Below are 25,105 nucleotides of genomic sequence, written 5' to 3'. Positions count from 1 at the left end.
ATGCTGCCACTCAAAGAGATCGATCATAGCTGGACCCTCTTCCTCGACCGCGACGGAGTGATCAACCACGAAAAGGATAATGACTATATCCTCAACTGGGGTGAATTTGTATTTTACCCCGAAAGCCTCGAAGCACTTCCCTTGCTGGCAAGTCATTTTCGCAGGATCATATTAGTGACTAACCAAAAAGGCATCGGAAAAGGATTGATGAGTGAAGCCGATCTTACCAACATCCACAGGCACATGCTGGATGAAATTGAAACCAGGGGCGGACGCATCGATCGCATCTATTTCTGCTCCGACCTCGACAACCTTTCCCCTAACCGGAAACCCCAGCCAGGCATGGCTTTCCAGGCACAAAAAGATGCTCCCGAAATCATATTCAGCAAAAGTATCATGGTTGGTAACCGTTTAAGCGATATGCAATTCGGACGCAACGCAGGCATGCACACGGTTTTCCTGGCCACTACTCATCCCGATGTACCCTACCCCGATCCGCTGATCGACCTGCGGGTGGACAGCCTGTTGGAATTTGCCCGCTTGCTCTAACAAAATCTTTACATAAGATTCCTGATATTTGTTCATATCATTCGTTATGAAAAGAACAGGTTTTATTTGCCTGCTGCTGTTGACAACATCTTTACTCAATGCACAAAAATCTGCCAATGAATATGTGCAAAAGATACGAGGCATTGAAACGGTTATCAAGCCTTATGCTACAGCCATTATGGAGTCGGAAGAAATGCCGGACCGGTTCAGGGCTGACAGTTTCTTTACACGCGGACTGGTGCAGGCTTTGCGCGTTCCGTATTCTTTTTCTTATCCCTTCGATTCGCTGACCACCATTTCAAAACTATACGCGCCCGACAGCAGTTTTCGCATTTTTACCTGGCAGGTGATGAAAGATTACACGTATTACCGCCAGAAAGGAGTAATACAAATGCATACAACCGATGGCTCGCTCAAGATATTTCCTCTGTTTGATTTTTCTGAATTCACCGAAGCGCCGGTAGATTCTGTACGCAGCAACCGCAACTGGATCGGTGCCATTTATTACAGCATCATCCTCAAAGAATACAACCACAGAAAATATTATACCTTGATGGGGTATGACGAGAACGATGCACGTACCACCAAGAAATGGGTTGAAGTGTTAACGTTCACCCCCGATGGCAGTCCGCAATTCGGCGGCCGTTATTTCAGTTATCCCAACGATGCGCTGAAACCGCCACAACCCGCATACCGTTTCTGTCTGGAATTTAAAAAAGGCGCCAATGCCAAACTCAATTACGAGCGCGATCTGGACCTCATCATATTCTCACATCTTACCAGTGAAACAGGTGAGACTGCACAGAAACATACGCTGGTACCGGAGGGCGGCTATGAGGGCTTTCAATGGATTTCCGGCAGGTGGGTGTACAAACGGGTGGTTGCAGAAGTAGATCCCAGTTCCAGGGTTAATCCGCCGAGACAATGAGTTGAGAGTTGTCAGAAATATGAAAGATAACTGACAACTAATCTAATTTAAGTACAGCCAAAAACGCTTCCTGCGGCACTTCTACGTTACCGATCTGGCGCATGCGTTTCTTTCCTTCTTTTTGTTTTTCCAGGAGCTTCCGCTTACGACTGATATCACCACCATAACATTTGGCCGTAACGTCTTTGCGCATAGCACTGATATTTTCACGCGCAATGATCTTGGCACCGATGGCAGCCTGGATGGCTATCTGGAACTGTTGCCTGGGCAGCAACTCTTTTAATTTTTCACAAAGCTTCCTGCCGAAATCCTGTGCACGGCTGCGGTGGATAAGGGCACTGAGCGCATCTACTTTATCGTTATTGAGGAGGATATCCATTTTTACGATATCTGCTTCTCGCCAGTCGATCGGTGTATAATCGAAAGAAGCATAGCCCCGTGTAGAACTTTTCAATTTATCGTAGAAATCAAATACGATCTCAGTAAGTGGCATTTCAAAGATCAGCTCAACACGTGTGGGTGTGAGATAACTTTGATTGATGAGTATGCCTCGTTTACCCAGGCAAAGCGTCATGATATTGCCGATGTATTCCGGTAAAGTGATGATCTGTGCCTTGATAAAAGGCTCTTCAATCCTGTCTATCTTAACAGGATCGGGCATTTCCGCCGGATTATTGACGATGATCTTCTCCCCTCTTGTAGTATAAGCGTGGAAGCTAACGTTTGGTACGGTGGTAATAACCGTTTGGTTGAACTCCCGCTCCAGCCGCTCCTGTATGATCTCCATGTGCAGGAGACCCAGGAAGCCGCAACGGAAACCAAAGCCCAGCGCCTGGGAGGTTTCCAGTTCGAAAGTAAGTGAGGCATCATTCAACTGCAGCTTGTCCATACAATCACGCAGTTCTTCGAATTCATCTGTATTCACCGGGAAGATACCGGCAAATACCATGGGCTTCACTTCCTCGAAACCATGGATCATTTCACCGGGATTATTAGCGAGGGTAATGGTATCACCCACTTTCACCTCTTTGGCGTTCTTGATGCCGGTGATGATATATCCTACATCTCCTGCAGCGACTTCATTTTTAGGCGTCATGCTGAGTTTGAGCACCCCTACTTCATCTGCAAAATAGTCGTTACCCGTAGATATGAAACGTATCTTATCGCCTTTGCGGATCACCCCGTTGAGGATGCGGTAATATACAATAATACCCCTGAAACTATTGAACACGCTATCGAATATCAGGGCCTGCAAAGGAGCGTCTACATTGCCTTCAGGAGCAGGTATACGCTCAACAATAGCCTGTAAAATTTCTTCGATACCAATACCCGATTTGCCGCTGGCCAGCAGGATGTCTTCCTGCTTACAACCAATGAGGTCCACGATCTGGTCGGTCACTTCAGGTATCTTGGCACCATCCATATCGATCTTATTGATAACCGGGATGATCTCAAGGTCATTGTCAATTGCCAGGTATAAGTTACTGATTGTCTGGGCCTGTATACCTTGTGAAGCATCCACCAGCAAGAGGGCTCCTTCACAGGCAGCCAGTGCACGGCTCACTTCATAACTGAAATCCACGTGACCGGGTGTATCGATCAGGTTCAGTACATATTGTTCACCCTTATACGAGTAGTTGATCTGTATCGCATGACTCTTAATAGTAATACCTTTCTCCCGCTCAAGGTCCATATCGTCCAGTACCTGGTCCATCATCTCCCGCTCGCCAATGGTCTTGGTATGTTCCAATAACCTGTCAGCCAGCGTACTCTTACCATGGTCGATATGCGCAATGATGCAAAAATTCCTGATCTTCTTCATAGAGCAGCAAAGATAATTGATCAATTCGGCAATTCGGCAATTCGACAATTGAGGTATATTTTCATTGTCGAATTAACTAATTGGCAAATTGTCTAATTGTTTTTCAGTGCATTGATAATAGCCACAAATTCGTCGGCAATAATAGAAGCGCCACCTACCAGTCCGCCGTCAACATCAGGCTGACCAAAAATTTCGCCTGCATTGGCTGCCTTCACGCTTCCACCGTAAAGAATGGTGATTTCATTGGCTGTTGCAGCACCATATTTGGCAGTGAGTTGTTCGCGGATGAAAGCGTGCATTTCCTGCGCCTGTGCACTGGTGGCCGTTTTGCCGGTACCGATGGCCCAGATGGGTTCATAAGCGATCACTACCTGTTTCAGTTGTTCGGCACTGAGATGGTATAAAGATTCTTCGAGTTGTTTGGCAACAAAAGCATTCTGTGTATTGGCTTCGCGAATGCTCAATGGCTCGCCGCAGCAGAAGATGGGATGTATGTTGTATTCCAGGCAGATATTGATCTTTTCTGCAAGGAACTGGTTGCTTTCCTGAAAATATTCGCGGCGCTCGGAATGCCCCAGCACCACATAAGATATGCCCAGCGACTGCAGCATTTCAACCGATACCTCGCCGGTATAGGCACCGCTTTTTTTGCTGTAGCAGTTCTGTGCTGCAATAAATACATTTTGTTTACCGGCCAGTTGCTGCTGGGCCATGGGTAGGTATGGGAAAGGAACGGCAAATATGGCCAGTTGGTTAGCGCCTAATGTATGAGGCTTGGATTGAATATCTTTCAGTAATTGCTCTCCCTGTGAAAGGGTCAGGTTCATTTTCCAGTTGGCGGCGGCTATTTGCTTTCTCATGTTAGGGGTTTCCTTTATTTTGAATGATGCGCAAAGATAAAGGCCAGCACCGAAGCTTCCGCTTCCGAAACTGTTTGCTGCTTCATTTTTTTCCAATTACCGATGTCTTCCAGGGCTTTATCGAGTTTATAAACAGCTCCTTCCGTTCCCCAACTGAAATCTTTGATCCTTTTGGGCAGCAGTCCGTTCCCAAATACATTACAGCTCACCCCTATTACCGACCCGGTATTGATCGACGCATTGATAGCCACGCGGGAATAATCACCCATAAATACACCGCATTTTTGTGCAGCAGGTATGAAGGCTCCGCTCTGCTCGTCCCATACCTGTACCATTCCGGCCGTATTCTTTACATTACTATTGGTAGCCCCCGCCCCGAAATTGCACCACTCACCCACTACCGAGTCGCCTAAATAACCATCGTGCGCTTTGTTGGAGTAGCCCATGAGTATGCTGTTCTTGATCTCGCCACCACCCATGCACCAGGGTCCAATGGTGGTAGCGCCATAAATGCGGCTGTTCATTTTCACAGCAGCCCCTTCACCCAATGCAAAAGGTCCGCGTATGGCTGAGCCTTCCATTATCGTAGCGTTCTTTCCAATATAAACCGGACCAGTAGCTGCATTGATGATGCAATGCTCCACCACTGCTCCTTCTTCAATAAAAATTGCTTCCGGTTGACTAACACGATTGGTTTCGGGAATAGGCAGCGAATTACGGCCTTCAACCAGCAGGTCGAAATCCTGCCGCAGCAAAAAATCATTGTATTGCGTCAGGTGCCAGGGATGTTGTATCCGCCTGGCCTGTGCATACTTACGCACTTCTTTAAAATAATGCAAGCCGTTAGCAGGATTAAACGACTCGAAAGCTATTTGCGTTTTCCCTGCAATCAACCCCTGCTCATCTGCCAGGCATGAGCCTTCTTCAATGTCTGATAAAGCACTTAACAGCTCAGCAGAAGGCAATACCGTAGCATCGATCCATAAATGCGTTTCCGCAGCCGGACTTTCATACAATTGTTGCAGGTAACCGGTTGTGTGCACATACACAGGCTCGCGTGTCCACAATGACCATCGTTCACGAATGGTCACAATACCCATGCGCAATCCGGCAATGGCGCGGGTTTGGGTAAGCGGGTAGAAATGAGCCCTTACAGTATTATCGAACAGAATGATGGCCATGCAATCAGTTAACCGGAGGTATATGACAGGGTTTGCCTTTCTGCGGTCCACCACCATCTTCTGCACGTTTGCAAACCGGCGGCAGCTTCTTGTACGCTTCAGGCTCCGCTTTCTCTGCATCAGCATCAAAGCCTGCATTGTTCAGCGCTGCTTTGATGGCTCCTGCGGTGGTTCTGTCGGGTAAAAACTGAACACGTATTTCACCCTGCAATAGATTTATTTTCCACTGCAAAATACCATTGTCGGTATTGTCCTTTTCCAGCAACAAGTATCTATCTAACCGCTCTTTACATTCCCAACATCGCAGGTTCGCCGATTTGATGGTTACCCATTCCGGTCTGGGTTGCTGTGCCCTTAAGCAAAGGGAACTTCCCAAAATGAATACTACTAAAAAATAAATTGTTCTTTTCATAAAGCTTTATACATTGCTCAATGGACTCCTTTCCAATTCGCCGGATCATTTCTCCATTCCAGCAATACAGGCTCCAGCGATGAAGCTACCTGTCCTTTTTCAATGGCCAGTTCAATCAGATTGCTGTAATTGGTGAGCGACCGGAATGGCACACCCGCTGTTTCAAAAGCGGTGTCCGCTATTGAAAAACCATAATTAAAAATGGAAACCATGCCTACTACTTCTACTCCGGCGCTACGCAATACGTCTACCACCTGCAAGCTGCTCTTACCGGTAGAAATGAGGTCTTCTATGACCAGCACTTTTTGTCCGGCTGTATAAGCCCCCTCTATCTGGTTGCCCAATCCATGTTCCTTGGGTTTGGGACGCACATACATATAAGGCAATTTGAGTTGATCAGCAGCCATGGCTCCCCAAGGGATGCCGGCAGTAGCAACGCCGGCCAGCACTTCTGCCTCCGGAAATTTCTCAAAAATCACATTGCATAACTCACTTTTAATAAAATCACGCACAAAGGGAAATGATAACACTTTACGGTTATCGCAGTAAATAGGGCTCTTCCAGCCACTGGCCCAGGTAAATGGGGCATCGGGACTTAACTTCACTGCTCCAACCTGCAACAGTTTCTCGGCTACGGCTTTTTCATTGGTCATGCTGCGAAAATACGTAAAACAAGTTGGTAGTTGTTAGACGGTGGGCTGAGGACCTATTTTCTAACAACTCATTACCTCAGGATCCCTTCGATCAGCGCCAGCTCTTCTGAACTGAACTGGTAATTTTTGATGCATTGCAACGAATCCGTTACTTGCTCCGGTTTACTGGCGCCTATCAATACCGAAGTAATGCGCGGATCCTTCAGCACCCATGCCAGCGCCATTTGCGCGAGCGACTGTCCACGCTGCTCTGCCAATACATTCAATCGTTTCACTTTATCCAGCTTCTCCGGTGTTACCTGGTCTTCTTCCATGGCACCATTACCCCTGTGCGATGCAGCCCGTGAATCTGTTGGCACCCCTTTCAGGTATTTATTGGTAAGCATGCCTTGTGCAAGCGGGGAGAAAGGTATACAACCCACTCCTTCACGTCCCAATACATCTAACAAACCATTTTCCACCCAACGCTCAAACATTGAGTATTTGGGTTGATGAATAAGACAAGGTGTACCCAACTCCCGCAAGATGGCGATGGCTTTGGCTGCTTCTGCCGGCTGATAGCTGGAGATACCTACATACAAAGCTTTACCCTGGCGAACAATGAGATCGAGTGTAGACATGGTCTCTTCCAAGGGCGTATGCGGATCGGGACGATGGTGGTAATAAATATCTACATAATCAAGTCCCATTCTTTTCAGGCTCTGGTCAAGACTGGCCACCAGGTATTTCCGGGAACCCCAGTCGCCATAAGGCCCTTCCCACATCTTCCATCCTGCTTTGGTGGAGATGATGAGCTCGTCGCGGTAAGGCAGGAAATCTGCTTTGAAAAGCTGTCCGAAATTTTTCTCTGCCGATCCGGGAGGCGGGCCATAATTATTGGCCAGATCGAAATGCGTGATGCCATGGTCGAACGCTGTGCGCAAAATATCACGCGCTTTATCCATTGAATCGATATCACCGAAATTATGCCATAGGCCCAGCGAAACGGCCGGCAGCATGAGACCGCTGTTGCCGCATCGGCGGTATTCCATCTGTTCATAACGATTGGAGCTTGCTGTATAAGACATGGTTATTGAGAATTGATGAATGATAAATAAGGCTAAAAATACGTGACAGGATAAAACTAATCGTAACTTTTCAAAAATCTTTTCCTGTATTGAATCTTAAAACCGCAAGCCTGGTTTTAGCCATTGCTTTGGTCAACGGCATTTTAGCCCAGCAACCTGCAGGCAGCGATGCCGCCATTGGGCATGCTAAAAAGGTTTTGCTCCAGACCTGGATTCAGAAAGATACCGGTGGGGCGCTTATAGCATTGCGGAACACAGGAGTGGCTTTTCATCTCGCCAGGCGATACGACTCAGCCATCCTGTATTTCAAAGAGGGGTTGAAACTGGCCGTTTCCCGGCGCCAGTATTATTTGGAATTGCATGATTTCAGGCCAGCACTGAATAACGATTTTTTCCTGCTGGGCAATTATACCGGCGCTATGGAAATTTCGGTTGATGGACTGGCCAGGGCCGAAGCCCTCAACAACCCCGAACGGATCGCTCATTTTAAAGGAGTGATCGGCTATATACTGATGAAGCAAGGTAAGCTGGAAGTCGCCAAACAATATTTTATCGATTTCCTGAAGCTGGCCGATGAGCTGCACGACAAATCACTGGAGGCAAAAGGGCTCTTTTACCTGGCCGACCTCACAATTCTGGAAAAGAATTATGCCAATGCCATCTCATACATTCATAAAGCCATAGCTGTTTTCGATGACTCCCAAGTAGTACTCAACGCCAATAAAAATGAGCAACTGGCATATGCCGACAACAAGCTGGCTGAAGTCTATGCGCAAATGAACGACCTGCCACATTCACTGCAATACAGTCTTGCTGCGCTCCACATCAGCGAACAATACATCCGATGGATCAACCGTTACGACCTGGCGCGTTATTATGTAAATGGAGGCACCATTTATAACCGCCTGAAACAGTATCCGCAAGCGCTTTCCCTTTTGAGAAAAGGATTGTCCATTTCCCAGGAACTGATCTATATGGAATGTTTGCAGGATGCCTATGAGCAATTGTCTATTGCTTTTGCCTCATTGCGCAATTACGACAGCGCTTATGCTTATCATCTTCGTTTTACCCAGGTAAGGGATAGCATCGTGGCCGAAAACAACCAACGTGTACTGCTGGAAAAAGAGAACCGTTACAAGATGGAAGCCCAGCAACGGCTACAGGACGCTGCACTGAACCGGCAGAAGCTATGGAAAGACCTCAGTATTGGCATCGCTTGTGCCAGTATCCTGATCGCATGGCTGCTCTACAAATGGTATAGCCTGCGACAAAGGAATCATTTCCAGGCCGCATTGAACATGCAGCAGCAGGAAAATCTGCGCACTACCATTGCAGCGGCCGACAGGGAAAGAAAAAGAATTGCCGATGACCTGCACGACACATTGGGTTCGCTCTTATCGGCCACCAAACTCAAACTGTCGGCCGTAGAAGAAACAGGCACCATGCCTGGTCAGGAAAAAGAAAACCTGAAAGAAGTACTGGTATTACTCGATGAAGCCATGCAGGAAATGAAGAACATCGCTTATAATATCATGCCGGCTACCTTATCGCGACTGGGCGTGATCGCCGCACTACAAAGCCTGTTCAACCGGATCAGTCATCAATCGGTCATACACATCAATTACACCACATACGGGTTCACAGAACGACTACATGAAACAGTAGAGCTGGGTATTTACCAGGTGGTGCTGGAAGCCATGAACAACATTGTAAAGCATGCACACGCCAGGAACGCAACAGTGCAATTGGTTCGTTATGAGCGCCATATCAATATTACCATTGAAGACGATGGCCGTGGCTTTGATGCGGTGCGTGAAAATACGGTGGGAAACGGACTCAACAATATGCAGTCGCGCACCAAAAACATGCGCGGAACCATTGACATTGACAGCCAGCCTGGCATGGGAACCACCATCATCATTGAAATTCCATACACCTGATACCGGGTTGCTACCGGAATATTGGTATTGTGAAACAGCGGCGCAGCCTTTAGATTTACGTATATGAAAGCAGTGGCATCGAAAAGGATACAACTATTGATTGCCGACGATCACCGGGTACTACTCGACGGTTTGGTTTCATTACTTAGAACAGAACCCAATTTCGAGATCGCGGCAACAGCGGAAAACGGCGAACAGGTAATTGATTGGCTCAACAAAACGGAAGTGGACGTATGCCTGATCGATATCAGCATGCCCAGGCCGGATGGCATGGAGTTGACGCGATGGATACAACAACACAAGCCACAGATAAAGATCCTCATTCTCACCACGCACGACGAAGAAGAGATCATTGCCGAAATGGTACAGGCAGGCATAGCTGGATATCTGTTAAAAAGCTGCACCCGGCACGAGTTGGTAGAAGGTATCAACCGTGTTATGAGCGGACAGTTTTTCTTTAGCGAAGCAGTCAGCAACCGCATCATCGATAGCTATAAAGAACAAAAAAAGGAAACTGCAGAAGAGCCCGTAACATTTACAGAGCGCGAAAAAGAGATCGTACAACTTTTGGCGAAAGAATATACCAATGAAAAAATAGCCGAAGCGCTGCACATCAGTTACAGAACGGTGGAAACCCATCGCAAGAATATGATGCTTAAAACCAAAGCACGCAACCTGGCGGGTTTATTGCGTTTCGCTTCCAATCAGGGCCTGATCAGGCTATGAATCATCCGAACCGGTTTGTTTAAAAGTAAAAGCCAGTGCATGTACCTGCTATGTGTGTTGGGCACAACATAAACAGGAAATGCAACTGGCTTACGTATCCTCCCCTCAGAAGATCCGTTTCAATGAAATGTTATGGGAACAGGTACTACCCCCTACACCGCCTGTTATAGAACTTGCATCACTACTGATGCTAAGAGAACCTGACTCACCTCCCATACTTATCTGGACCTGATTACCGCTAACAGTTCCTGTACCTGCTCCATGCTCACCAGTAGTGGTGAGGTATGTGCCCATAGCTGAGCTGCCGGCTGTCCATATATTCACAACAGCGTTCACACATTTTCCTCCATTGCTGCTTACCGGCGTGGCTGAACCCTGGTACACTCTCACTGGATTCGAAGATGTTTCTTTTGCAATGGCTGCATATACCGGCCCCTGGTGGCTGGGAAAATACACAGAATCTATCGAAGGATTGCCGCCGGTAGCACCTACAGAGAACCATATCTTCGCCCCGCTGGTACCGGTAAACAATGCTTTGGAAAGCGCCTGGCCACTTTGCCAGTTACCCAATGAAGCGGCGGGTAAACTATCAGAAGCACTGGCCGGATCAGTCCATTGGTAAACCACATAAGGTTGAGCAGCCTGCAGGTTAACTACAAAATAACCACTTGAGCCCGTCAGCGTGCCTTTATAAATACCACCACTCTGGTTATCGTAGGCCGCCTGGGCAGTGGTTCCGGAAGTATTATTTCCCGGTCCCGACGAATTGTTGCCGGATGATTTGCTGCAGCTATTGCCAATCAACAATAAAGCCGAAACAGCGGCAATAAAAGCACAAAAACTGATAAGCTGCTTCATAGGTATTTGTTTGTGTCGATGAATGAATGAATGTTGATAGTAAAAATAATTGGCAGCAGACTGAGCAGGAATACCATTACCACGGTATTTTCATCTACCAATAAGTTGGTATGAACCAGTTGTTAAAACAAGTTGGCCGTTTAAACCGGCCGTATTTATTTTTGGGGAATGGAACCGATAAAAATCATAGCGGGCGGCGGACTGGTCTTTAATGAGGCAGGTGCCTTACTCATGATCTTCAGGCGTGGCAAATGGGATCTTCCCAAAGGCAAGCTCGACGAAGGAGAAACGATTGAAGACTGCGCGCTGAGAGAAGTGAAAGAAGAAACCGGCCTCGCAGCAGTAATACGTGAAGAGCTCATATCCATGGGTTATCATCATTATTTCGATCTTCATTTAAACAATAACGTCATCAAAGAAACCCATTGGTTCCGTATGCATGCTGCCGGCAACCAGCCATTGACACCGCAAACGGAAGAAGACATTACGGATATCCGTTGGGTGCAAGGCACCGAATTGGAAGCCTGCTTGAACGATAGTTATCCTAATATCGTAGAGGTAGTCAGGGAAGCGATAAAGAAATAGTTGTTAGATGTTAGTTGTGACTTGTTAGAAATAGCTCTGACATCTTACAACTGACAACTAACATCTAATTTCCTCCTACCTTTGCCCTCTAATCAAACTGTATGAAAGTAGGTATTCTCGGCGGTGGCCAGTTGGGCAGGATGTTATTACAGGCTTCGGCCAATTATGTGGTGGAGACATCGGTACTGGATAAAGAAAGCGATTGTCCTGCAGCGCATTTATGCCATCATTTTGTACAGGGCGATATTACTGATTTTGACACCGTATATCGTTTTGGAAAAGGCCTGGATGCCATCACCATAGAAATCGAATCCGTTAATGTGGAGGCGCTTGAGAAATTAGAAGCCGAAGGCGTACATGTATATCCCAGGCCTTCAGCAATCCGTACCATCAAAAACAAGATCACACAAAAAGCTTTCTACCGCCAGCACGATATACCTACTTCAGAATTCATTATCACAGAAGCCAGGAACGAATTGCAGGAACATCTTTCTTTCCTGCCGGCTGTTCACAAAACCGGAGAAGGTGGCTATGACGGCAAAGGAGTGCAAGTACTGAAAGAGCACAAAGACATTGACCTGGGCTTCGATGTACCCGCTGTGTTGGAAAAAATGGTTCCCATTCACAAAGAAATCGCTGTGATCGTAGCCATGAGTAACCAGGGCGAAGCAACCCTCTACCCTCCTGCTGAAATGATATTCGACCCCGTGCTGAACCTGCTGGATTACCAGCTGAGTCCGGCTATTCTTCCCGAACAGGTATTGTGGAAAGCAGAAGCCATTGCACTGAAAGTAGTAAAACACCTGAACAGTCCCGGATTGTTTGCCGTTGAATTGTTCGTTGATAAAAACCAGGAAGTGCTCGTGAATGAAACGGCGCCCCGTGTCCACAACAGCGGCCATCATACCATCGAAGCCAATTACAGCAGCCAATACGATATGTTGTGGCGAATCATACTCAATTACCCGCTGGGCAATACCGATCCCATTCTGCCTTCAGCCATCGTGAACCTGCTGGGCGCTGAAGGTTATACCGGGGAAGCCAAATATGAAAACCTCGAAGATGTATTGAAGACCGACAATGTGTTTGTTCATCTCTATGGTAAAACAGAAACCAAACCCGGTCGCAAAATGGGACATGTAACCATCATCAGTAAAGACTACCAGGACCTGGCTTACCAGGCCAATAAGATCAAGCACCTTTTGAAGGTGATAGCCTGACCGCCCTTTTCACTACCTGCTGCACACTGTCGATCACCGGTATAATCGGAGGAAGCGGTGGCGGCGGCAACAGTTTGGGTTGACGAACGGCTTTCCTCACTGCCAGCGGATGCTGGAAGCCGATGCCGATCAGGCTTTTCAACTGCAACCCGGGTGAATTTTTATTGGCTCCGAATAACCGCACATTATCGTCGTAGATCATGTCTAAGTTATAAGTGGCGGTGAACGCTTTATTGATGCGGAAAGAAAACATGTTCGTCATGAAAAAATCCACATTCTGCGGCTGATCGGCATAGTTCGAAAACAGGTCGAGCCTCCCTTTATAACCCACGTTTTTACCAATCGATGTCATATAATTGATGGTGGCAAATGCACCGATCTGGTTAATGCTATGCGATCCGGGCGGTACACCATATAGTCCTTTTCTGGCCAGCGAATCGTGTGCAATGATGGTCATACGCGATGTAAGCGGAGAAAGGAAAAGCGAGAATTTATCACTGGGTTTATAATCCATACCCAACGACAATATGATATAAGCCGGCGACAAAAAAGAAGACGACAGCGTTGGTACATTATTGTTGTAACTGAACCCGTCGAAAAACTGTGACCGGAAATTGAACAAGGTAGACACATATACTTTTCCCACGCTGTCTATCTTATAACCATACTTACTCAGGAAATCGATGCGGTCGTCGTTCTTGCGGCCACTCAGACTGGTGGTCTGCACGTAGCCCATGTTCACATCCAGGTTATTATCCCAGGTATAGCGCCTCTTTTTATGATAGAAAAAATAGTTGAAATAACCACTTGCCGCGAGAGAGAAATTGTCGCCACCAGCCGACCAGTTACTCAATGATCCTTGAGAAATGTTAAAACTTAACAACCCACCTCTTTTCCAGTCCCATTTGGTGGTATCTGTCTCTTTTTTGATCGTCCTGGCGGTCTCGGCCTTTATCTTGTTCAATACATCCTGTGCCTGCCCAAATTGAATACCAATGGCCATTATAGCCAATAGAATACATTTATTCATCGATTGTAAATGCTGATTTATGCGTAAAAATAAGGAATGACACCATTCATCAAATCGGGTGCTGACAAACTGGCATAAACAAGGGAATTTTACGTAGTTTTGCCCTCTAAATTTTCAAACGCATGGAAATGCTGGCTATAGCAGGAAAAGAACATGATGAAAGTCGCCAGGGTGAAGCCTTGAAGCCTTTTGAAAACGACCCCAATCAGTACCGGAAACGTTTCTATATAGAAAGTTATGGATGTGCCATGAATTTTGCCGACAGTGAAGTGGTAGCTTCCATATTGAACCAGGAAGGATTCGGCGCAACCCGGCTGGCAGAAGAGGCCGACCTGATACTGGTGAATACCTGTTCTATCAGGGAAAAAGCGGAACAAACCGTTCGCAAACGCCTGCATGAATTCAGGAAACTCAAGGGAAAACGCAAGGGCATGCTCATTGGCGTACTGGGTTGTATGGCCGAGCGTTTGAAATCTCAATTACTGGAAGAAGAAAAACTGGTAGACATGGTAGTAGGTCCAGATGCTTATCGAAGTCTCCCCTCGCTGATCTCCGAAGCAGAAACCGGACAGAAAGCAGTGAATGTTTTGCTGAGCCGTGAAGAGACTTATGCCGATATCTCCCCTATCCGTATCGACAGCAATGGCATCAACGCTTTCGTATCGATCATGCGGGGATGTAATAATATGTGCAGCTTCTGTGTAGTACCATTTACACGTGGCAGGGAGCGCAGCCGCGATGCCGTTTCTATCGTGGCCGAGTCGCAGGATCTGTTCAACAAAGGCTATAAAGAGATTACGCTGCTCGGACAGAACGTAGATAGTTATTATTGGATCGATGAAGCAAAAGATGAGACTATAACATTTGCCAGGCTGCTTGAAAAAGTGGCGCTGATCAGTCCCGATCTGCGTGTACGTTTCAGCACTTCACATCCGAAAGATATTACCGACGAAGTATTGTACACCATTGCAAAATATGAGAACATCTGCAATTATATCCATCTGCCCGTACAGAGCGGCAGCACGAGGATCTTGCAGTTGATGAACCGTACTTATACACGCGAATGGTATAAAGCCAAAGTGGATCGTATCCGCGAGATCATCCCCGATTGTGGTATCAGTTCCGATATCATTGCCGGTTTCTGTACCGAAACGGAAGAAGATCACCAGGACACCCTAAGCATTATGGAGTACGGCCGATTCGATATGAGCTATATGTACTTCTACAGCGAGAGACCCGGCACATTGGCTGCCAGGCGTTATACAGACGATATTCCCGAAGCAGTGAAGAAAAGAAGGTTACAGGAAATCGTAGACCTCCAGGGAAATTTATCGCGCCAAAGCAACCAGCTCGACCTCGGCAAAACGTTTAAAGTATTGATAGAAGGCAATAGCAAGAAAAGCGATGCACAATGGTATGGCCGGAATAGTCAGAATAAAGTGATCGTGTTCCCCAAAGGCAACCATCCTTATACACCCGCTGATTACGTGATGGTGAAAGTGGTGGATTGTACCAAGGCAACCTTAGTGGGAGAAATCGTTGGTAATTAAAAAACTATGGATTTACAAAGCATAAAAAACAGATTCGGTATTATCGGCAACTCCCCAGCCCTCAACTACGCCCTGAATACAGCGGCGCAGGTAGCGGCTACCGATCTCACCGTGTTAATCGTAGGTGAAAGCGGCGTAGGTAAGGAAGTATTTTCACAGATCATACACGCATTATCTGCCCGCAAACACAACCCGTTCATAGCGGTGAACTGTGGTGCTATACCCGAGGGCACCATCGACTCGGAATTGTTTGGTCACGAGAAAGGCGCTTTCACGGGAGCGGTAGACAGCCGGAAAGGATATTTTGAGACCGTTAACGGAGGCACCATTTTCCTGGACGAGATTGGAGAAATGCCATTGGGCACGCAGGCCAGGCTGTTACGCGTACTGGAAACCGGTGAATTCATTCGTGTGGGTTCATCTAAAGTACAGAAAACCGATGTGCGCGTTATTGCAGCTACCAACAGGGAATTATTGGAGTTCACACAAAAAGGAAGATTCAGGGAAGACCTCTATTATCGTTTGAGCACTGTCCCCATCAGGGTACCTGCATTGCGCGACAGGAAAGAAGACATTCCTTTACTCTTCAGAAAATTCGTGGTAGACTTTTCAGAAAAATACAAGACCGCACCTGTACAACTCGACGACGATGCGAAAAACCTGTTAATTAACCACCCCTGGCAGGGCAATGTGCGCGAATTGAAGAATATTGCGGAACAGATATCTGTACTCAGTTCATCACCCGTTATTACGGCAGTTGAACTGAGCAGGTTCCTGCCCAACCAGGACAAATTCAACCGGATGCCGGTGTTGGCCGGACATGCTGCACCAACCGGTGAATTCGCCAATGAAAGAGAGATCCTGTACAAACTATTTTTCGACATGAAGAAAGATGTAACGGAGCTGAAGAAAATGTTCCTTGAAATATTGCAGAACCCTTCACTGGCAGGCGCCGCTGCTAATTTCACCCGGGATTCACTTATTCAGGAATACCACAACAATGGCGAGGCTCAATCCATCATCACTTCTCCTTCAATTGCTTCGCCGGCCAGTCCCGCTGCAACAACTTACTACCCATCAGCACATGGATCACAGCCCGTACTACTGCACGATGAGGGTATTCATCAGCACGAAGAAGTAGAGGAATCGCTGAATATCATGGACAAGGAAAAAGAACTGATCGTGAAAGCGCTGAAGAAACACAAGGGAAAGAGAAGGGACGCCTCGCTCGACCTGGGCATCAGCGAAAGAACACTTTACCGGAAACTGAAAGAATATGACATTGATGAATAGTATTAAAAGTCGAATTGTTGTCTGCCTGTTATTGTTGTTTTTGATGAGCGGATGCGGGGTGTATTCTTTTAAAGATGCTACCATTCCGGCCAATGTCAAAACCATCAAGATCGGCTTCATTGAAAACAAGGCGCGTTATGTAAACCCGCAGGTAAGCCAGAAACTGACCGATAAGCTGCAGCAAAAGATCGTTGGAAGCACCAAACTCACCCGCACCAACAGCGACGATGCACATTATGTGCTGAACGGACAGATCACCAATTACGATCCCTCACAGACCGTTGGTGTGAGCGCACAACAGCCTACGACCAACCGGTTGACCGTTACTGTTCACATGACATTGAGGAAGACACTGGAGAATACAACCGAAGAATTCGATGTAAGCAGGAGTTTCGACTATTCGGCCAACCTTACTTTGCAGCAGGCCGAAAGCGGATTGCTGGACGAGATCGTTCGCAGTATTACCGATGATATTTTTAACCGCATTTTCTCCAACTGGTAATCAAATTGTATTTTTAGTACTATGAATGCTTCCCTGGAAAAGACCTTATTGCACCTGACCGGTAAAACCAACTTCAGTGAAGTAAGCGTAGCGCAACTGGAAGGGCTTGTTGCTGCACATCCTTATTTTGCACCAGCGCAATTGCTGCTGGCTGCCAAATTAAAAAACACACAACAACCCCAAGCCGTTTCCCAAAGCACTAAAACAGCTTTATACTTTACCAATCCATTTTGGCTGCAGCTCCAGTTGAACAAAGATGCCCATGACGAACAGGTAACCAGTGTGGCGCCGGTGACCGCCAAGATATCTTCCCTGTTATCTGATCAGTTGGCGAGTTTTAAAAAGCCGCTGGAAGCAGATGCCAAACTCGATATAGAAGCAAAGCAGGAAAAATTGTATACCACTGATTACTTTGCTTCGCAAGGCATTAAAATCGATTTGGATGCGATTCCGCAGGACAAGCTGGTTTCCCAGATGCGCAAGTTCACCGACTGGCTCAAGCAAATGAAGCCCGCCGATACCAATATAGACCTGGGCGTATCGTCTAAACAGGAAAAAGACGTAATACAAAGCGCCGAAAGCTCTAACGAGCAGCGCGAAGTGATTACCGAAAGTATGGCAGAAGTGCTGGGAAAGCAGGGACAAACAGACAAAGCCATCCAGCTCTATATTAAATTAAGTTTCTTAAATCCTGAAAAAACCGCTTATTTTGCGGCCAGGATACAACAATTAAAAGGTATATAAAATGATCATTCTGTTTTTGATTCTGATTGTAATAGCTTCTGTGGTGCTTGGTTTCATTGTGTTGGTGCAGAACCCCAAGGGGGGTGGACTTTCCGGTACTGTTGGCGGGTTCAGCAACCAGTTCATGGGTGTAAAGCAAACGACCGACGTATTAGAAAAAGGCACCTGGATTTTTTCAGGCATCATTGCCCTGCTGGCGCTTTCTTCTACCCTTTTCCTGAAAGGCGGTACATCAGGTGGTGTTGATACTTCCATCATTCAGAAAGTGAATACTAGTACCAGCGCTCCTGCAGCACCGGCCAATACTGTTCCGGCTAATGCTGCTTCTGCGAAGCCTGCTGATTCTGCTAAAAAATAAACAATCGTTAAAAGATATTTCAGACCCTGCCTGTGTATTCAGACAGGGTTTTTTAATTAATTTAAACACCGGAAGAGGGCATGGTTATGAAAAAGATCCTTTTGATATTATTGCTTTTGTTCATTGTTACAGCAGGTATTTTTTCCTGGCAAAGCCTCACTTCAGGCACCGGCTTTGAAGAAAAGAGCCGCTACCTGGTAGTGGAAGAAGGCAGGAATACACAAAAAGATGTGATACAAACGCTGCAGCAGGAGCACCTGGTCAAGCACCCGGGCACTCTTTCATTGCTGGCAACAACATGGGGTATATGGAATAAACTGAAGCCCGGCAAATATGAAATAAAAAAGGGCGATAACCTGTTCAGCATCGCACGCATGCTGAGAAACAACCGGCAGGCATCCATCAAACTGGTCATCAATAAACTGAGGGTGAAAGAAGACCTGGCACACCTGGTTGGTAAAAACTTCAATACAGATTCTGTTGCAGTAATGAATTTTCTGCAGTCGAACGACTCGCTCAAGCCTTTTGGAGTAGATACGAATACCGTATTTACCCTTATATTGCCCGATACGTATTCTTTTTATTGGAACACTTCTTTCAATAAAATATTGCGCAAGCTTGCCGATACCAGGAATGCTTTCTGGAGCCGCAATGACCGTATGCAAAAAGCCCGGCAACTTTCTTTCACCCCTGAAGAAGCATATACCCTGGCTTCCATTGTAGAAGAAGAAACCAATTTTGAATCCGACAAATCCAAGATCGCCGGTGTGTACATCAACCGGCTGGGAAAAGATATGCCCTTGCAGGCATGCCCCACGATCAAATATGCCATGAAGGATTTTACACTCACCCGCATCTATGAAAAATACCTGGGCAATCCATCTCCTTATAATACGTACCGGAAGAAAGGATTGCCCCCCGGTCCGATCTGTACCCCATCGCCTAAAACCATCGACATTGTATTGAATGCACCGCGTACAGATTATCTTTATTTTGTTGCCAAAAGTGATTTCAGCGGTTATCATCATTTCAGCAGCACGTATGAAGAGCATATGCAGTACGCCAGAGAATACCAGAAAGCATTGGATGCCTATATGGCCAAAAAACAAAACTCGCCTGAGCATTGACAAAAATTGAACGACACATTGTTAACCTTGCTCCCATTGCCTGGCTCATCAACAAGAGCAAGGTAATGGTCATTCCCGGGTTCCGGGGCCTTCCGTTATACGATGTGGTGCGTTTTTTCTTCCGGCAGATCAATAAAGTAGGCTTGAACGAAAGAGCCGCCGCCATTTCATTCAACTTTATCATGGCCATGCCGGCAGCCCTCCTGTTTTTGTTTGCACTGTTACCTTATTTTCCCGCTTCGGCCAGTTTTGAAATGGAAATACTTAAATTATTCAAAGACATTTCTCCAGACTCTGCCACTTATCGTTTCATCAAAGACATACTGGATGGATTGCTGGAAAAACACGTAGGCGTATTTTCTTTTGGTTTCATATTGCTTATCTTTTACGCTTCCAATGCTATCATCGGCATCATACGCACGTTCGACCGATCGATACAGGAACAGAAAGGTTTTTTCCTGTACCAGCGTTGGCGCGCTATCCGGCTCACCGGTATTCTTGTGTTGCTGGTCATTGCTTCTGCGTTGGTATTGATAGGACAAGAACAGCTCGCCGGTCTCCTTAAAAATCTCTTCCACATGCGCAGGAGGGCCAGGCTACCCTGGTGGAACGGGGTCCGTTGGTTCATTATCACGGGTTTGCTCTTCTATTGCGTGGCGATGATCTATAAGTTTGCTCCTTCTGTAAAAAAAAGATGGCATTTGGTATCGCCTGGCTCTCTACTGGCCACTGCATTGATACTGGTTACCACCATCGCATTCTCTTCGTGGGTAAGCCTGTTCGCCAGCTCCAATTACAACCGCGTTTACGGCTCTATCGGAACCGTACTCATCCTGATGTTGCTGATTTACCTCAACTCATTGATCCTGCTCATTGGATTTGAATTAAACGTCAGTATTACATACCTGACCAGGAAGGCAGAAGAAAGAAATACATGACGGTCTGCAGTATGATCAGCCTTAGTTCCTTAAGAATAATTTTCCGGATGTTTATAGATTCGCTACAACTCCTATACAAAAAGGGCCGCTCAAACTGAGCAGCCCTTGATTCAGAAAATAATAATCCCCCTTGATTACTTCCTCGCTTTGATCAGTTGTACGACCTTACGCTTGGATCCCTGAATAAATTCTGCAAAGTAGGTCCCGCTCTGGTAGTTTTCTCCTACCTGCAAGCTACTGTTGCTATGCAGTCCTGATCTTGCTTCTATCGCTCTTCCTGATGCATCCATCACCCGCAAATTCACCGGTGTCTCATACCTGCTTTGGATCTTCAGTGTGAAGTAAGTGCTGGTTGGGTTCGGAGCTACCGTTACTTTCAGTTCTGATTCTTCTGAGCTCACTTTTACTTTGTCTTCATTGGCTGTTTGTGTAAGGGTGGTATTGTCACCGGTTGCTGATGCCGTTACTACCGGTCCAACACTGCAATCATAACTGTTCCAGATCACATTGCGCTTTTCACTCTGTATCTCCTGGGCTATAAACAGACCCGTCATATGCGTACTGTCCCTGTTGCCCTGTACTTCCAGCTGGCCATTCGGTGCATATACATTCGCATTCACCCAGGTATCCGTTTTCCTGGTACCGCGGCCATCCTGGTGGTCTTCACCCTGCTCCCCTCTATAACCATCATCGCTTCCATGATCATTTCCTTCTTCACCACCATGTACCGTGAAGTAACCTCCTCCATCGCCTGCATCACCTCCTTCAAACTGGTGATTCTCTTCTCCCGCGTGCTGGTGGTCTTCTTCCACCAATAGTTTCTGCCCTACATAGAACGTAACTTTATAACGGTCTGCATTGATCTTGCTCTTCTTACCTATCTCTACCCCATTGCTTACAAGTACCTGGCTGTTGCCTGCAAAACGTACGTTCGTATAGGCGCCTGCAGATGAACCGCCGCTTACATGCAACCTGCCTATATTGATCACAGGACTCGTAAACAATACCGTTGCTCCCTGGCCTATCTCTATCGATCCAAATACTGTACCACCCAACGTAACAACTGCGCCTTGACCAATATTAACTTCTTTGTAATTACCACTTACCGTTGCTGTTGTATTCTTGCGAACAGTAAAATTGGGCAGTCCTCTTGTGCTTGTTGTGTTATACACCATCGTTGGTAAGCCAACAGCAGCTACCCCATAGATCTTCTGGTTGATCACCACTCCACTCTCTGCATCTATTCTTGGTGCTTTTACAAATGCCCCCGCCGAAGCTACGGTTGTCTTCTCTCCAAACTTAGCCCTGCCCCTTGCGCTCATCACACCCACACTGCCGCCGGACACTATATTGTGGTCGCTCAACTCTACCTGCCTGCCTGCCAGGATCGTGTAGCTGCTTGCGAGGGTTTCTTTCGCATACATGTAGGTGGCCGCAAATTCACTCCTGCAACCATTGCCATCTGTAGTATACAGGCTATATACGCCATCTCCATTCGTTAAGCCTAAGCTGATCTGCTGTGTAGCGGCAAAGCTGCCCGTGCTGTACAACCACTGGTAGCCAAACGGTCCGTTTAATGTACTGCTGCCAGTAAGGGTTAACTTATTACAGAACGCATCAGCATTGCTCGGTGCGATACTGGCTACCGGCAGGGGGTTCACTTTCACTGTGAAGCTGCAGGTACTTACATTACCATGTATATCCATTACTGTGTAGCTTACTGTTGATGTACCGATATTGAATACACCGCTTACATCGATACCCGCGCCGTTTCTTGTTGTTGCGCCTGTTACTGTATACAGGGTACTGGCTATTCCGCAATTATCTCCCTGACTTAATACAGGAATTGTGTAATTGGTATTACCGCCAGTATTAGCACAGAATACCTGGTTGCCCGCGCAGGCTATCACCGGCGCTTCATTATCTGTAACAACCACTGTCTGTACAGTGCTATTCGTATTGCCATGGATATCTGTTACCGTCCAGGTTACTATTGTGGTGCCTACAGGGTAAGTAGCCGACGGATGGTCATTCACCACACGCTGTACACCGCAGTTGTCTTTGGTGAGCGGGGTACCTAAGCTTACTGTGGCCGAACACTTGCCCGGATCATTGTTCACACTAATATTCACCGTGCTGATCGTGGGTTTCTCGTTATCTGTTACTGTAATTGATTGCGAAACACTGTTGGTATTGCCATGGATATCCGTTACCGTCCAGGTTACTGTTGTTGTACCCACAGGGAAGAAGGCAGGGGCATTATTTACTACGCCCGCCACACCGCAATTATCATTGGTTACCGGCGTGCCCAGATTAACCATTGCGCCGCACTTGCCTGCATCGTTATTTACACTGATATTGGCCGGAGCTGTGATCGTTGGATTCTCAGTATCAGCAACTACTATGGTAAAGGTTCCCGAAGACACGTTACCACTTACATCGGTAGCGGTCACATTTACAATAGTAACACCTACAGGGAATACTGTTCCTGGATTCTGGCTATACGTAATCACAACAGGACCGCAAATATCCGAAGCCGTTGCAGCAAAGTTGATGGCTGCTCCGCATATACCCTTATCATTCACTGCGTTTATGGCAGAAGGAGTAGTTAATGTTGGCGCAGTAATATCATGAACGGTGATTACCTGTACTGCAGAAGAAGTATTTCCACATGCGTCTTTGGCTGTCCAGGTTCTGGTAATAGTATAATTGTAATGACCCGCATTATTGATATCGCCATTCTGCGTGCTTGTCTCCGCAAATACTACTACAGGCGATGCATCACAATTATCTGTTGCTGTTAAAGTAGCTGCTACAGGTACTGCGTTACAGTCTACTGTAATGTTAGCAGGTGCTGCACTCAAAACTGGCGCTGTTCTATCCAGTACAGTGATGGTCTGTATAAAGTTATTGACGCTCGTATTGCCACTTGCATCGGTAAAGTTCCAGGTTCTAACCTGTTTATAGGAACTACCACAGCCTGCGGTCTTTACATCGCTTAATAAATGTATGGTTGCTGTACTGCAATTGTCGGTAGCTACTGGGGCCAACGCCAATGCTGCTGCCAAAGAAGCAGCATCGGAACACTCAACCGTTGCATCCATACTACCCGGCGCTGTTGTAATCACAGGTGGAGTAACATCTTTGATAATAACGGCCTGTGTTTGAGTAGCGGTATTTCCACTGGCATCCTGGTATGTCCAGTGTATGGTATAAGTACCTTGATTGTTATAAGTAAGTGGATCACTGGTAGTTCCTGTTACCATACCCGAGCAATTGTCTTTAGCAGTAGGCGCTGTAATTGTTGCAGCGCATTCGGCCTTAACAGCGGGCAGGGCATTTATCTGGTAATTTATCGTAAGTGTGCCTCCTCGGAAATAACCTACCCAGCCAGGATAACCGGTGAAATTCATCTGCAAAGTATTATTGCCGCCATAATTATATCCGGGGATACTTCCGTTATAATTGATGGTGAATGACTGCGCGTAATGGAATAATTGGTTATCGCCGATATGGGTACCCGAAACATACATATGATCGTAATCACCGGTTCCTCCCCATCCCTGGTCTACAGCTGTATAAGATAAGCTCGCGCCAGTTACAACAGCTCCAGCGGGTAAGGGGTCAGAAAAATTAAATATCCACGGGCTCCAGCCATTTGTATTACCATAAGGCACTGAAATGGTCTTTGAACCTGTTGTTGAAGTAGTTGGCACCGGCGCTTCATTGTCTTTTACCGTTACAGTGAACGAAGCGCTGGCTGTATTACCTGCCGCATCGGTTACGATAAAACTGTTGGTAGTAGTTCCAACAGGGAATACCGAACCGCTGGGCAAACCAGCCGTTTGCTGAATGGTTGGAACGCCGCAATTGTCGCTATAATTTACTGTATATGCTACGCTCGCACCGCATATACCTGGATCATTATTGACCGTAATGGGGCCCGGGCTCGAAATAGTTGGCGGTACCAGGTCTTTTTCCCCCAGGTACTGTCCATTGGGTATGGAAAGACCATGTGTTACCTGGCATGGGAAAGCAGCATCTATTACTTCAACCATAGTACTGTTACTGGCTCCATAGGGTATGGAAATGGATACATCTGTTGTTACTCCGGTATTGTAATTAAACGGCCCATAGGAAATATTCGCCCCCGAAGGATCGTAAATTACCTTAAAGCTTTTGGTACCTGTAATGGATGCACAGGAAAGATGGTTGACCCTTATGCTAGCAGTGGTGTAATCATCTGCAGGATTACAGGGTGTTCCATTATTGTTACCTGGCAATGTAACTGTATTGCTCCAGCCTGTTATCGGGCAACTTGTACAAACCGGGGGTGGAGGCGGTGTAAAATTACCGGAGCCTCCTACCAAAAAAGCCCAGCATACATTGTTTGAATAAGGGGCTACGCTCAGTGTGGTACCCAGGAACGGAGTATGAACAGTAGCATAGCTGTTAAAGCCAAAGCCCAGATAAGTAGGTGATGCCGCAGCAAAAATAGTGGGACTTAATGAAGAGGCATTCCCGGCAAATTCTGCATCAATAGGGTAATTGACCCCGTTAATAGTGAGCCCCGCACCCGAATGGCCGCATTCATTTACCTGATGATAGGTCATCAGATACCATGTTAAAGAGCCGTCCTGGGCCTGATTAACACGTATTTCCGTAACGTGTGCGAACGAAAGGATTGTAACAAAAAGGCATGTTACAAAGAGTAGAATTTTTTTCATAAAGTGGTTTTGATAATGACCATTAAGCATGATCT

General features: G+C 46.6%; 22 protein-coding genes. 13 read left to right on the top strand and 9 right to left on the bottom strand.

Going from position 1 to position 25,105, the window contains the following annotated elements:
- The gene (locus SEDOR53_RS0112075; RefSeq protein ID WP_037361173.1) at positions 1-549 is read left to right on the top strand and encodes an HAD-IIIA family hydrolase; all 549 of its coding nucleotides are present in this window, start codon (positions 1-3) and stop codon (positions 547-549) included.
- A 46-nt stretch (positions 550-595) separates the two neighbouring features.
- Complete coding sequence (locus tag SEDOR53_RS18600; protein WP_157576795.1) at positions 596-1,477, top strand: hypothetical protein; 882 nt, start codon at positions 596-598, stop codon at positions 1,475-1,477.
- A gap of 37 nt (positions 1,478-1,514) precedes the next feature.
- Here SEDOR53_RS18600 and lepA read toward each other — a convergent pair whose 3' ends face one another.
- From lepA to mgrA, 6 genes are all read right to left on the bottom strand, one after another.
- Positions 1,515-3,299, bottom strand: a complete 1,785-nt coding sequence (gene lepA, locus SEDOR53_RS0112065; protein WP_026769954.1) for a translation elongation factor 4 — start codon at positions 3,297-3,299, stop codon at positions 1,515-1,517.
- Positions 3,300-3,391: 92 nt separating this feature from the next.
- Complete coding sequence (gene tpiA / locus SEDOR53_RS0112060; protein WP_026769953.1) at positions 3,392-4,159, bottom strand: triose-phosphate isomerase; 768 nt, start codon at positions 4,157-4,159, stop codon at positions 3,392-3,394.
- A gap of 14 nt (positions 4,160-4,173) precedes the next feature.
- The gene (locus SEDOR53_RS17865) at positions 4,174-5,340 is read right to left on the bottom strand and encodes a putative sugar nucleotidyl transferase (protein ID WP_037361170.1); all 1,167 of its coding nucleotides are present in this window, start codon (positions 5,338-5,340) and stop codon (positions 4,174-4,176) included.
- A gap of 4 nt (positions 5,341-5,344) precedes the next feature.
- On the bottom strand, positions 5,345-5,752 hold the full coding sequence (locus SEDOR53_RS17860) for a hypothetical protein (RefSeq protein ID WP_051416621.1): 408 nt from the start codon (positions 5,750-5,752) through the stop codon (positions 5,345-5,347).
- A gap of 17 nt (positions 5,753-5,769) precedes the next feature.
- A complete protein-coding gene (gene pyrE, locus SEDOR53_RS0112045) occupies positions 5,770-6,405 on the bottom strand; it encodes an orotate phosphoribosyltransferase (RefSeq protein ID WP_026769952.1) in 636 nt (211 codons plus the stop codon).
- A 71-nt stretch (positions 6,406-6,476) separates the two neighbouring features.
- Positions 6,477-7,472, bottom strand: coding sequence for an L-glyceraldehyde 3-phosphate reductase (mgrA, locus tag SEDOR53_RS0112040; protein WP_026769951.1), 996 nt, complete (start codon positions 7,470-7,472; stop codon positions 6,477-6,479).
- 89 nt (positions 7,473-7,561) lie between these two features.
- Here mgrA and SEDOR53_RS0112035 point away from each other — a divergent pair, with 89 nt between their 5' ends.
- Both SEDOR53_RS0112035 and SEDOR53_RS0112030 read left to right on the top strand, forming a co-directional pair.
- A complete protein-coding gene (locus SEDOR53_RS0112035) occupies positions 7,562-9,412 on the top strand; it encodes a sensor histidine kinase (RefSeq protein ID WP_026769950.1) in 1,851 nt (616 codons plus the stop codon).
- Between the two features lie 63 nt (positions 9,413-9,475).
- Entirely contained in the window at positions 9,476-10,138 is a 663-nt protein-coding gene (locus tag SEDOR53_RS0112030; protein ID WP_026769949.1) for a response regulator transcription factor, read from the top strand.
- A 105-nt stretch (positions 10,139-10,243) separates the two neighbouring features.
- Here SEDOR53_RS0112030 and SEDOR53_RS0112025 read toward each other — a convergent pair whose 3' ends face one another.
- Entirely contained in the window at positions 10,244-10,996 is a 753-nt protein-coding gene (locus SEDOR53_RS0112025) for a hypothetical protein (protein ID WP_026769948.1), read from the bottom strand.
- Positions 10,997-11,164: 168 nt separating this feature from the next.
- Between SEDOR53_RS0112025 and SEDOR53_RS17855 the strand changes: the two genes are divergently transcribed.
- Positions 11,165-11,581: an NUDIX hydrolase gene (locus SEDOR53_RS17855; protein WP_051416620.1), complete on the top strand. Its 417-nt coding sequence runs from the start codon at positions 11,165-11,167 to the stop codon at positions 11,579-11,581.
- A 101-nt stretch (positions 11,582-11,682) separates the two neighbouring features.
- Positions 11,683-12,801 carry a 5-(carboxyamino)imidazole ribonucleotide synthase gene (locus SEDOR53_RS0112010; protein WP_026769947.1) on the top strand — a complete coding sequence of 373 codons (1,119 nt, stop codon included), beginning with the start codon at positions 11,683-11,685 and terminating at the stop codon, positions 12,799-12,801.
- On the opposite strand, the gene SEDOR53_RS17850 is transcribed toward SEDOR53_RS0112010, so the two are convergent.
- Positions 12,773-13,831 carry a DUF3078 domain-containing protein gene (locus SEDOR53_RS17850; RefSeq protein WP_084220422.1) on the bottom strand — a complete coding sequence of 353 codons (1,059 nt, stop codon included), beginning with the start codon at positions 13,829-13,831 and terminating at the stop codon, positions 12,773-12,775. The two genes, SEDOR53_RS0112010 and SEDOR53_RS17850, sit on opposite strands and share 29 nt — an antisense overlap.
- A gap of 128 nt (positions 13,832-13,959) precedes the next feature.
- On the opposite strand from SEDOR53_RS17850, the gene miaB reads away from it, so the two are divergent.
- The 7 genes from miaB to SEDOR53_RS0111970 all read left to right on the top strand — a co-directional run bounded on the left by miaB (position 13,960) and on the right by SEDOR53_RS0111970 (position 20,343).
- Positions 13,960-15,381 carry a tRNA (N6-isopentenyl adenosine(37)-C2)-methylthiotransferase MiaB gene (gene miaB / locus SEDOR53_RS0112000; RefSeq protein ID WP_037361964.1) on the top strand — a complete coding sequence of 474 codons (1,422 nt, stop codon included), beginning with the start codon at positions 13,960-13,962 and terminating at the stop codon, positions 15,379-15,381.
- Positions 15,382-15,387: 6 nt separating this feature from the next.
- Entirely contained in the window at positions 15,388-16,674 is a 1,287-nt protein-coding gene (locus SEDOR53_RS0111995) for a sigma-54-dependent Fis family transcriptional regulator (RefSeq protein WP_026769945.1), read from the top strand.
- The gene (locus tag SEDOR53_RS0111990; protein ID WP_092726029.1) at positions 16,667-17,176 is read left to right on the top strand and encodes an LptE family protein; all 510 of its coding nucleotides are present in this window, start codon (positions 16,667-16,669) and stop codon (positions 17,174-17,176) included. The genes SEDOR53_RS0111995 and SEDOR53_RS0111990 overlap by 8 nt, the downstream gene beginning before the upstream one ends.
- Before the next feature lie 21 nt (positions 17,177-17,197).
- Positions 17,198-17,920, top strand: coding sequence for a hypothetical protein (locus SEDOR53_RS0111985; protein WP_026769943.1), 723 nt, complete (start codon positions 17,198-17,200; stop codon positions 17,918-17,920).
- Between the two features lies 1 nt (position 17,921).
- Entirely contained in the window at positions 17,922-18,278 is a 357-nt protein-coding gene (gene secG, locus SEDOR53_RS0111980; protein ID WP_026769942.1) for a preprotein translocase subunit SecG, read from the top strand.
- Between the two features lie 86 nt (positions 18,279-18,364).
- Positions 18,365-19,405 (top strand): endolytic transglycosylase MltG, encoded by a 1,041-nt coding sequence (mltG, locus tag SEDOR53_RS0111975; protein ID WP_198018912.1) that lies wholly within the window; start codon positions 18,365-18,367, stop codon positions 19,403-19,405.
- Positions 19,402-20,343: a YihY/virulence factor BrkB family protein gene (locus SEDOR53_RS0111970; protein WP_037361165.1), complete on the top strand. Its 942-nt coding sequence runs from the start codon at positions 19,402-19,404 to the stop codon at positions 20,341-20,343. The genes mltG and SEDOR53_RS0111970 overlap by 4 nt, the downstream gene beginning before the upstream one ends.
- A 134-nt stretch (positions 20,344-20,477) precedes the next feature.
- Here SEDOR53_RS0111970 and SEDOR53_RS0111965 read toward each other — a convergent pair whose 3' ends face one another.
- Positions 20,478-24,956: an HYR domain-containing protein gene (locus SEDOR53_RS0111965; protein ID WP_026769939.1), complete on the bottom strand. Its 4,479-nt coding sequence runs from the start codon at positions 24,954-24,956 to the stop codon at positions 20,478-20,480.
- Positions 24,957-25,105 lie beyond the last annotated feature (149 nt).

This window comes from Asinibacterium sp. OR53 (assembly GCF_000515315.1).
Lineage (GTDB): Bacteria > Bacteroidota > Bacteroidia > Chitinophagales > Chitinophagaceae > Sediminibacterium.
Note: the sequence above shows the minus strand (reverse complement) of the source record. Positions and strands in the feature narration are given on the sequence as shown.

Excerpts from the sequence above, each read along its gene's own strand:
- SEDOR53_RS0111990 (WP_092726029.1), top strand. The coding sequence starts at position 16,667 with ATGAATAGTATTAAAAGTCGAATTGTTGTCTGCCTGTTATTGTTGTTT.
- SEDOR53_RS0112075 (WP_037361173.1), top strand. The coding sequence starts at position 1 with ATGCTGCCACTCAAAGAGATCGATCATAGCTGGACCCTCTTCCTCGAC.
- miaB (WP_037361964.1), top strand. The coding sequence starts at position 13,960 with ATGCTGGCTATAGCAGGAAAAGAACATGATGAAAGTCGCCAGGGTGAA.
- mgrA (WP_026769951.1), bottom strand. The coding sequence starts at position 7,472 with ATGTCTTATACAGCAAGCTCCAATCGTTATGAACAGATGGAATACCGC.
- SEDOR53_RS0111985 (WP_026769943.1), top strand. The coding sequence starts at position 17,198 with ATGAATGCTTCCCTGGAAAAGACCTTATTGCACCTGACCGGTAAAACC.
- SEDOR53_RS0112010 (WP_026769947.1), top strand. The coding sequence starts at position 11,683 with ATGAAAGTAGGTATTCTCGGCGGTGGCCAGTTGGGCAGGATGTTATTA.
- SEDOR53_RS0111965 (WP_026769939.1), bottom strand. The coding sequence starts at position 24,956 with ATGACCTATCATCAGGTAAATGAATGCGGCCATTCGGGTGCGGGGCTC.
- secG (WP_026769942.1), top strand. The coding sequence starts at position 17,922 with ATGATCATTCTGTTTTTGATTCTGATTGTAATAGCTTCTGTGGTGCTT.
- SEDOR53_RS17865 (WP_037361170.1), bottom strand. The coding sequence starts at position 5,340 with ATGGCCATCATTCTGTTCGATAATACTGTAAGGGCTCATTTCTACCCG.
- lepA (WP_026769954.1), bottom strand. The coding sequence starts at position 3,299 with ATGAAGAAGATCAGGAATTTTTGCATCATTGCGCATATCGACCATGGT.
- SEDOR53_RS0111995 (WP_026769945.1), top strand. The coding sequence starts at position 15,388 with ATGGATTTACAAAGCATAAAAAACAGATTCGGTATTATCGGCAACTCC.
- SEDOR53_RS0112025 (WP_026769948.1), bottom strand. The coding sequence starts at position 10,996 with ATGAAGCAGCTTATCAGTTTTTGTGCTTTTATTGCCGCTGTTTCGGCT.
- SEDOR53_RS17860 (WP_051416621.1), bottom strand. The coding sequence starts at position 5,752 with ATGAAAAGAACAATTTATTTTTTAGTAGTATTCATTTTGGGAAGTTCC.
- pyrE (WP_026769952.1), bottom strand. The coding sequence starts at position 6,405 with ATGACCAATGAAAAAGCCGTAGCCGAGAAACTGTTGCAGGTTGGAGCA.
- SEDOR53_RS18600 (WP_157576795.1), top strand. The coding sequence starts at position 596 with ATGAAAAGAACAGGTTTTATTTGCCTGCTGCTGTTGACAACATCTTTA.
- mltG (WP_198018912.1), top strand. The coding sequence starts at position 18,365 with ATGAAAAAGATCCTTTTGATATTATTGCTTTTGTTCATTGTTACAGCA.
- SEDOR53_RS17850 (WP_084220422.1), bottom strand. The coding sequence starts at position 13,831 with ATGAATAAATGTATTCTATTGGCTATAATGGCCATTGGTATTCAATTT.
- SEDOR53_RS0112030 (WP_026769949.1), top strand. The coding sequence starts at position 9,476 with ATGAAAGCAGTGGCATCGAAAAGGATACAACTATTGATTGCCGACGAT.
- SEDOR53_RS17855 (WP_051416620.1), top strand. The coding sequence starts at position 11,165 with ATGGAACCGATAAAAATCATAGCGGGCGGCGGACTGGTCTTTAATGAG.
- tpiA (WP_026769953.1), bottom strand. The coding sequence starts at position 4,159 with ATGAGAAAGCAAATAGCCGCCGCCAACTGGAAAATGAACCTGACCCTT.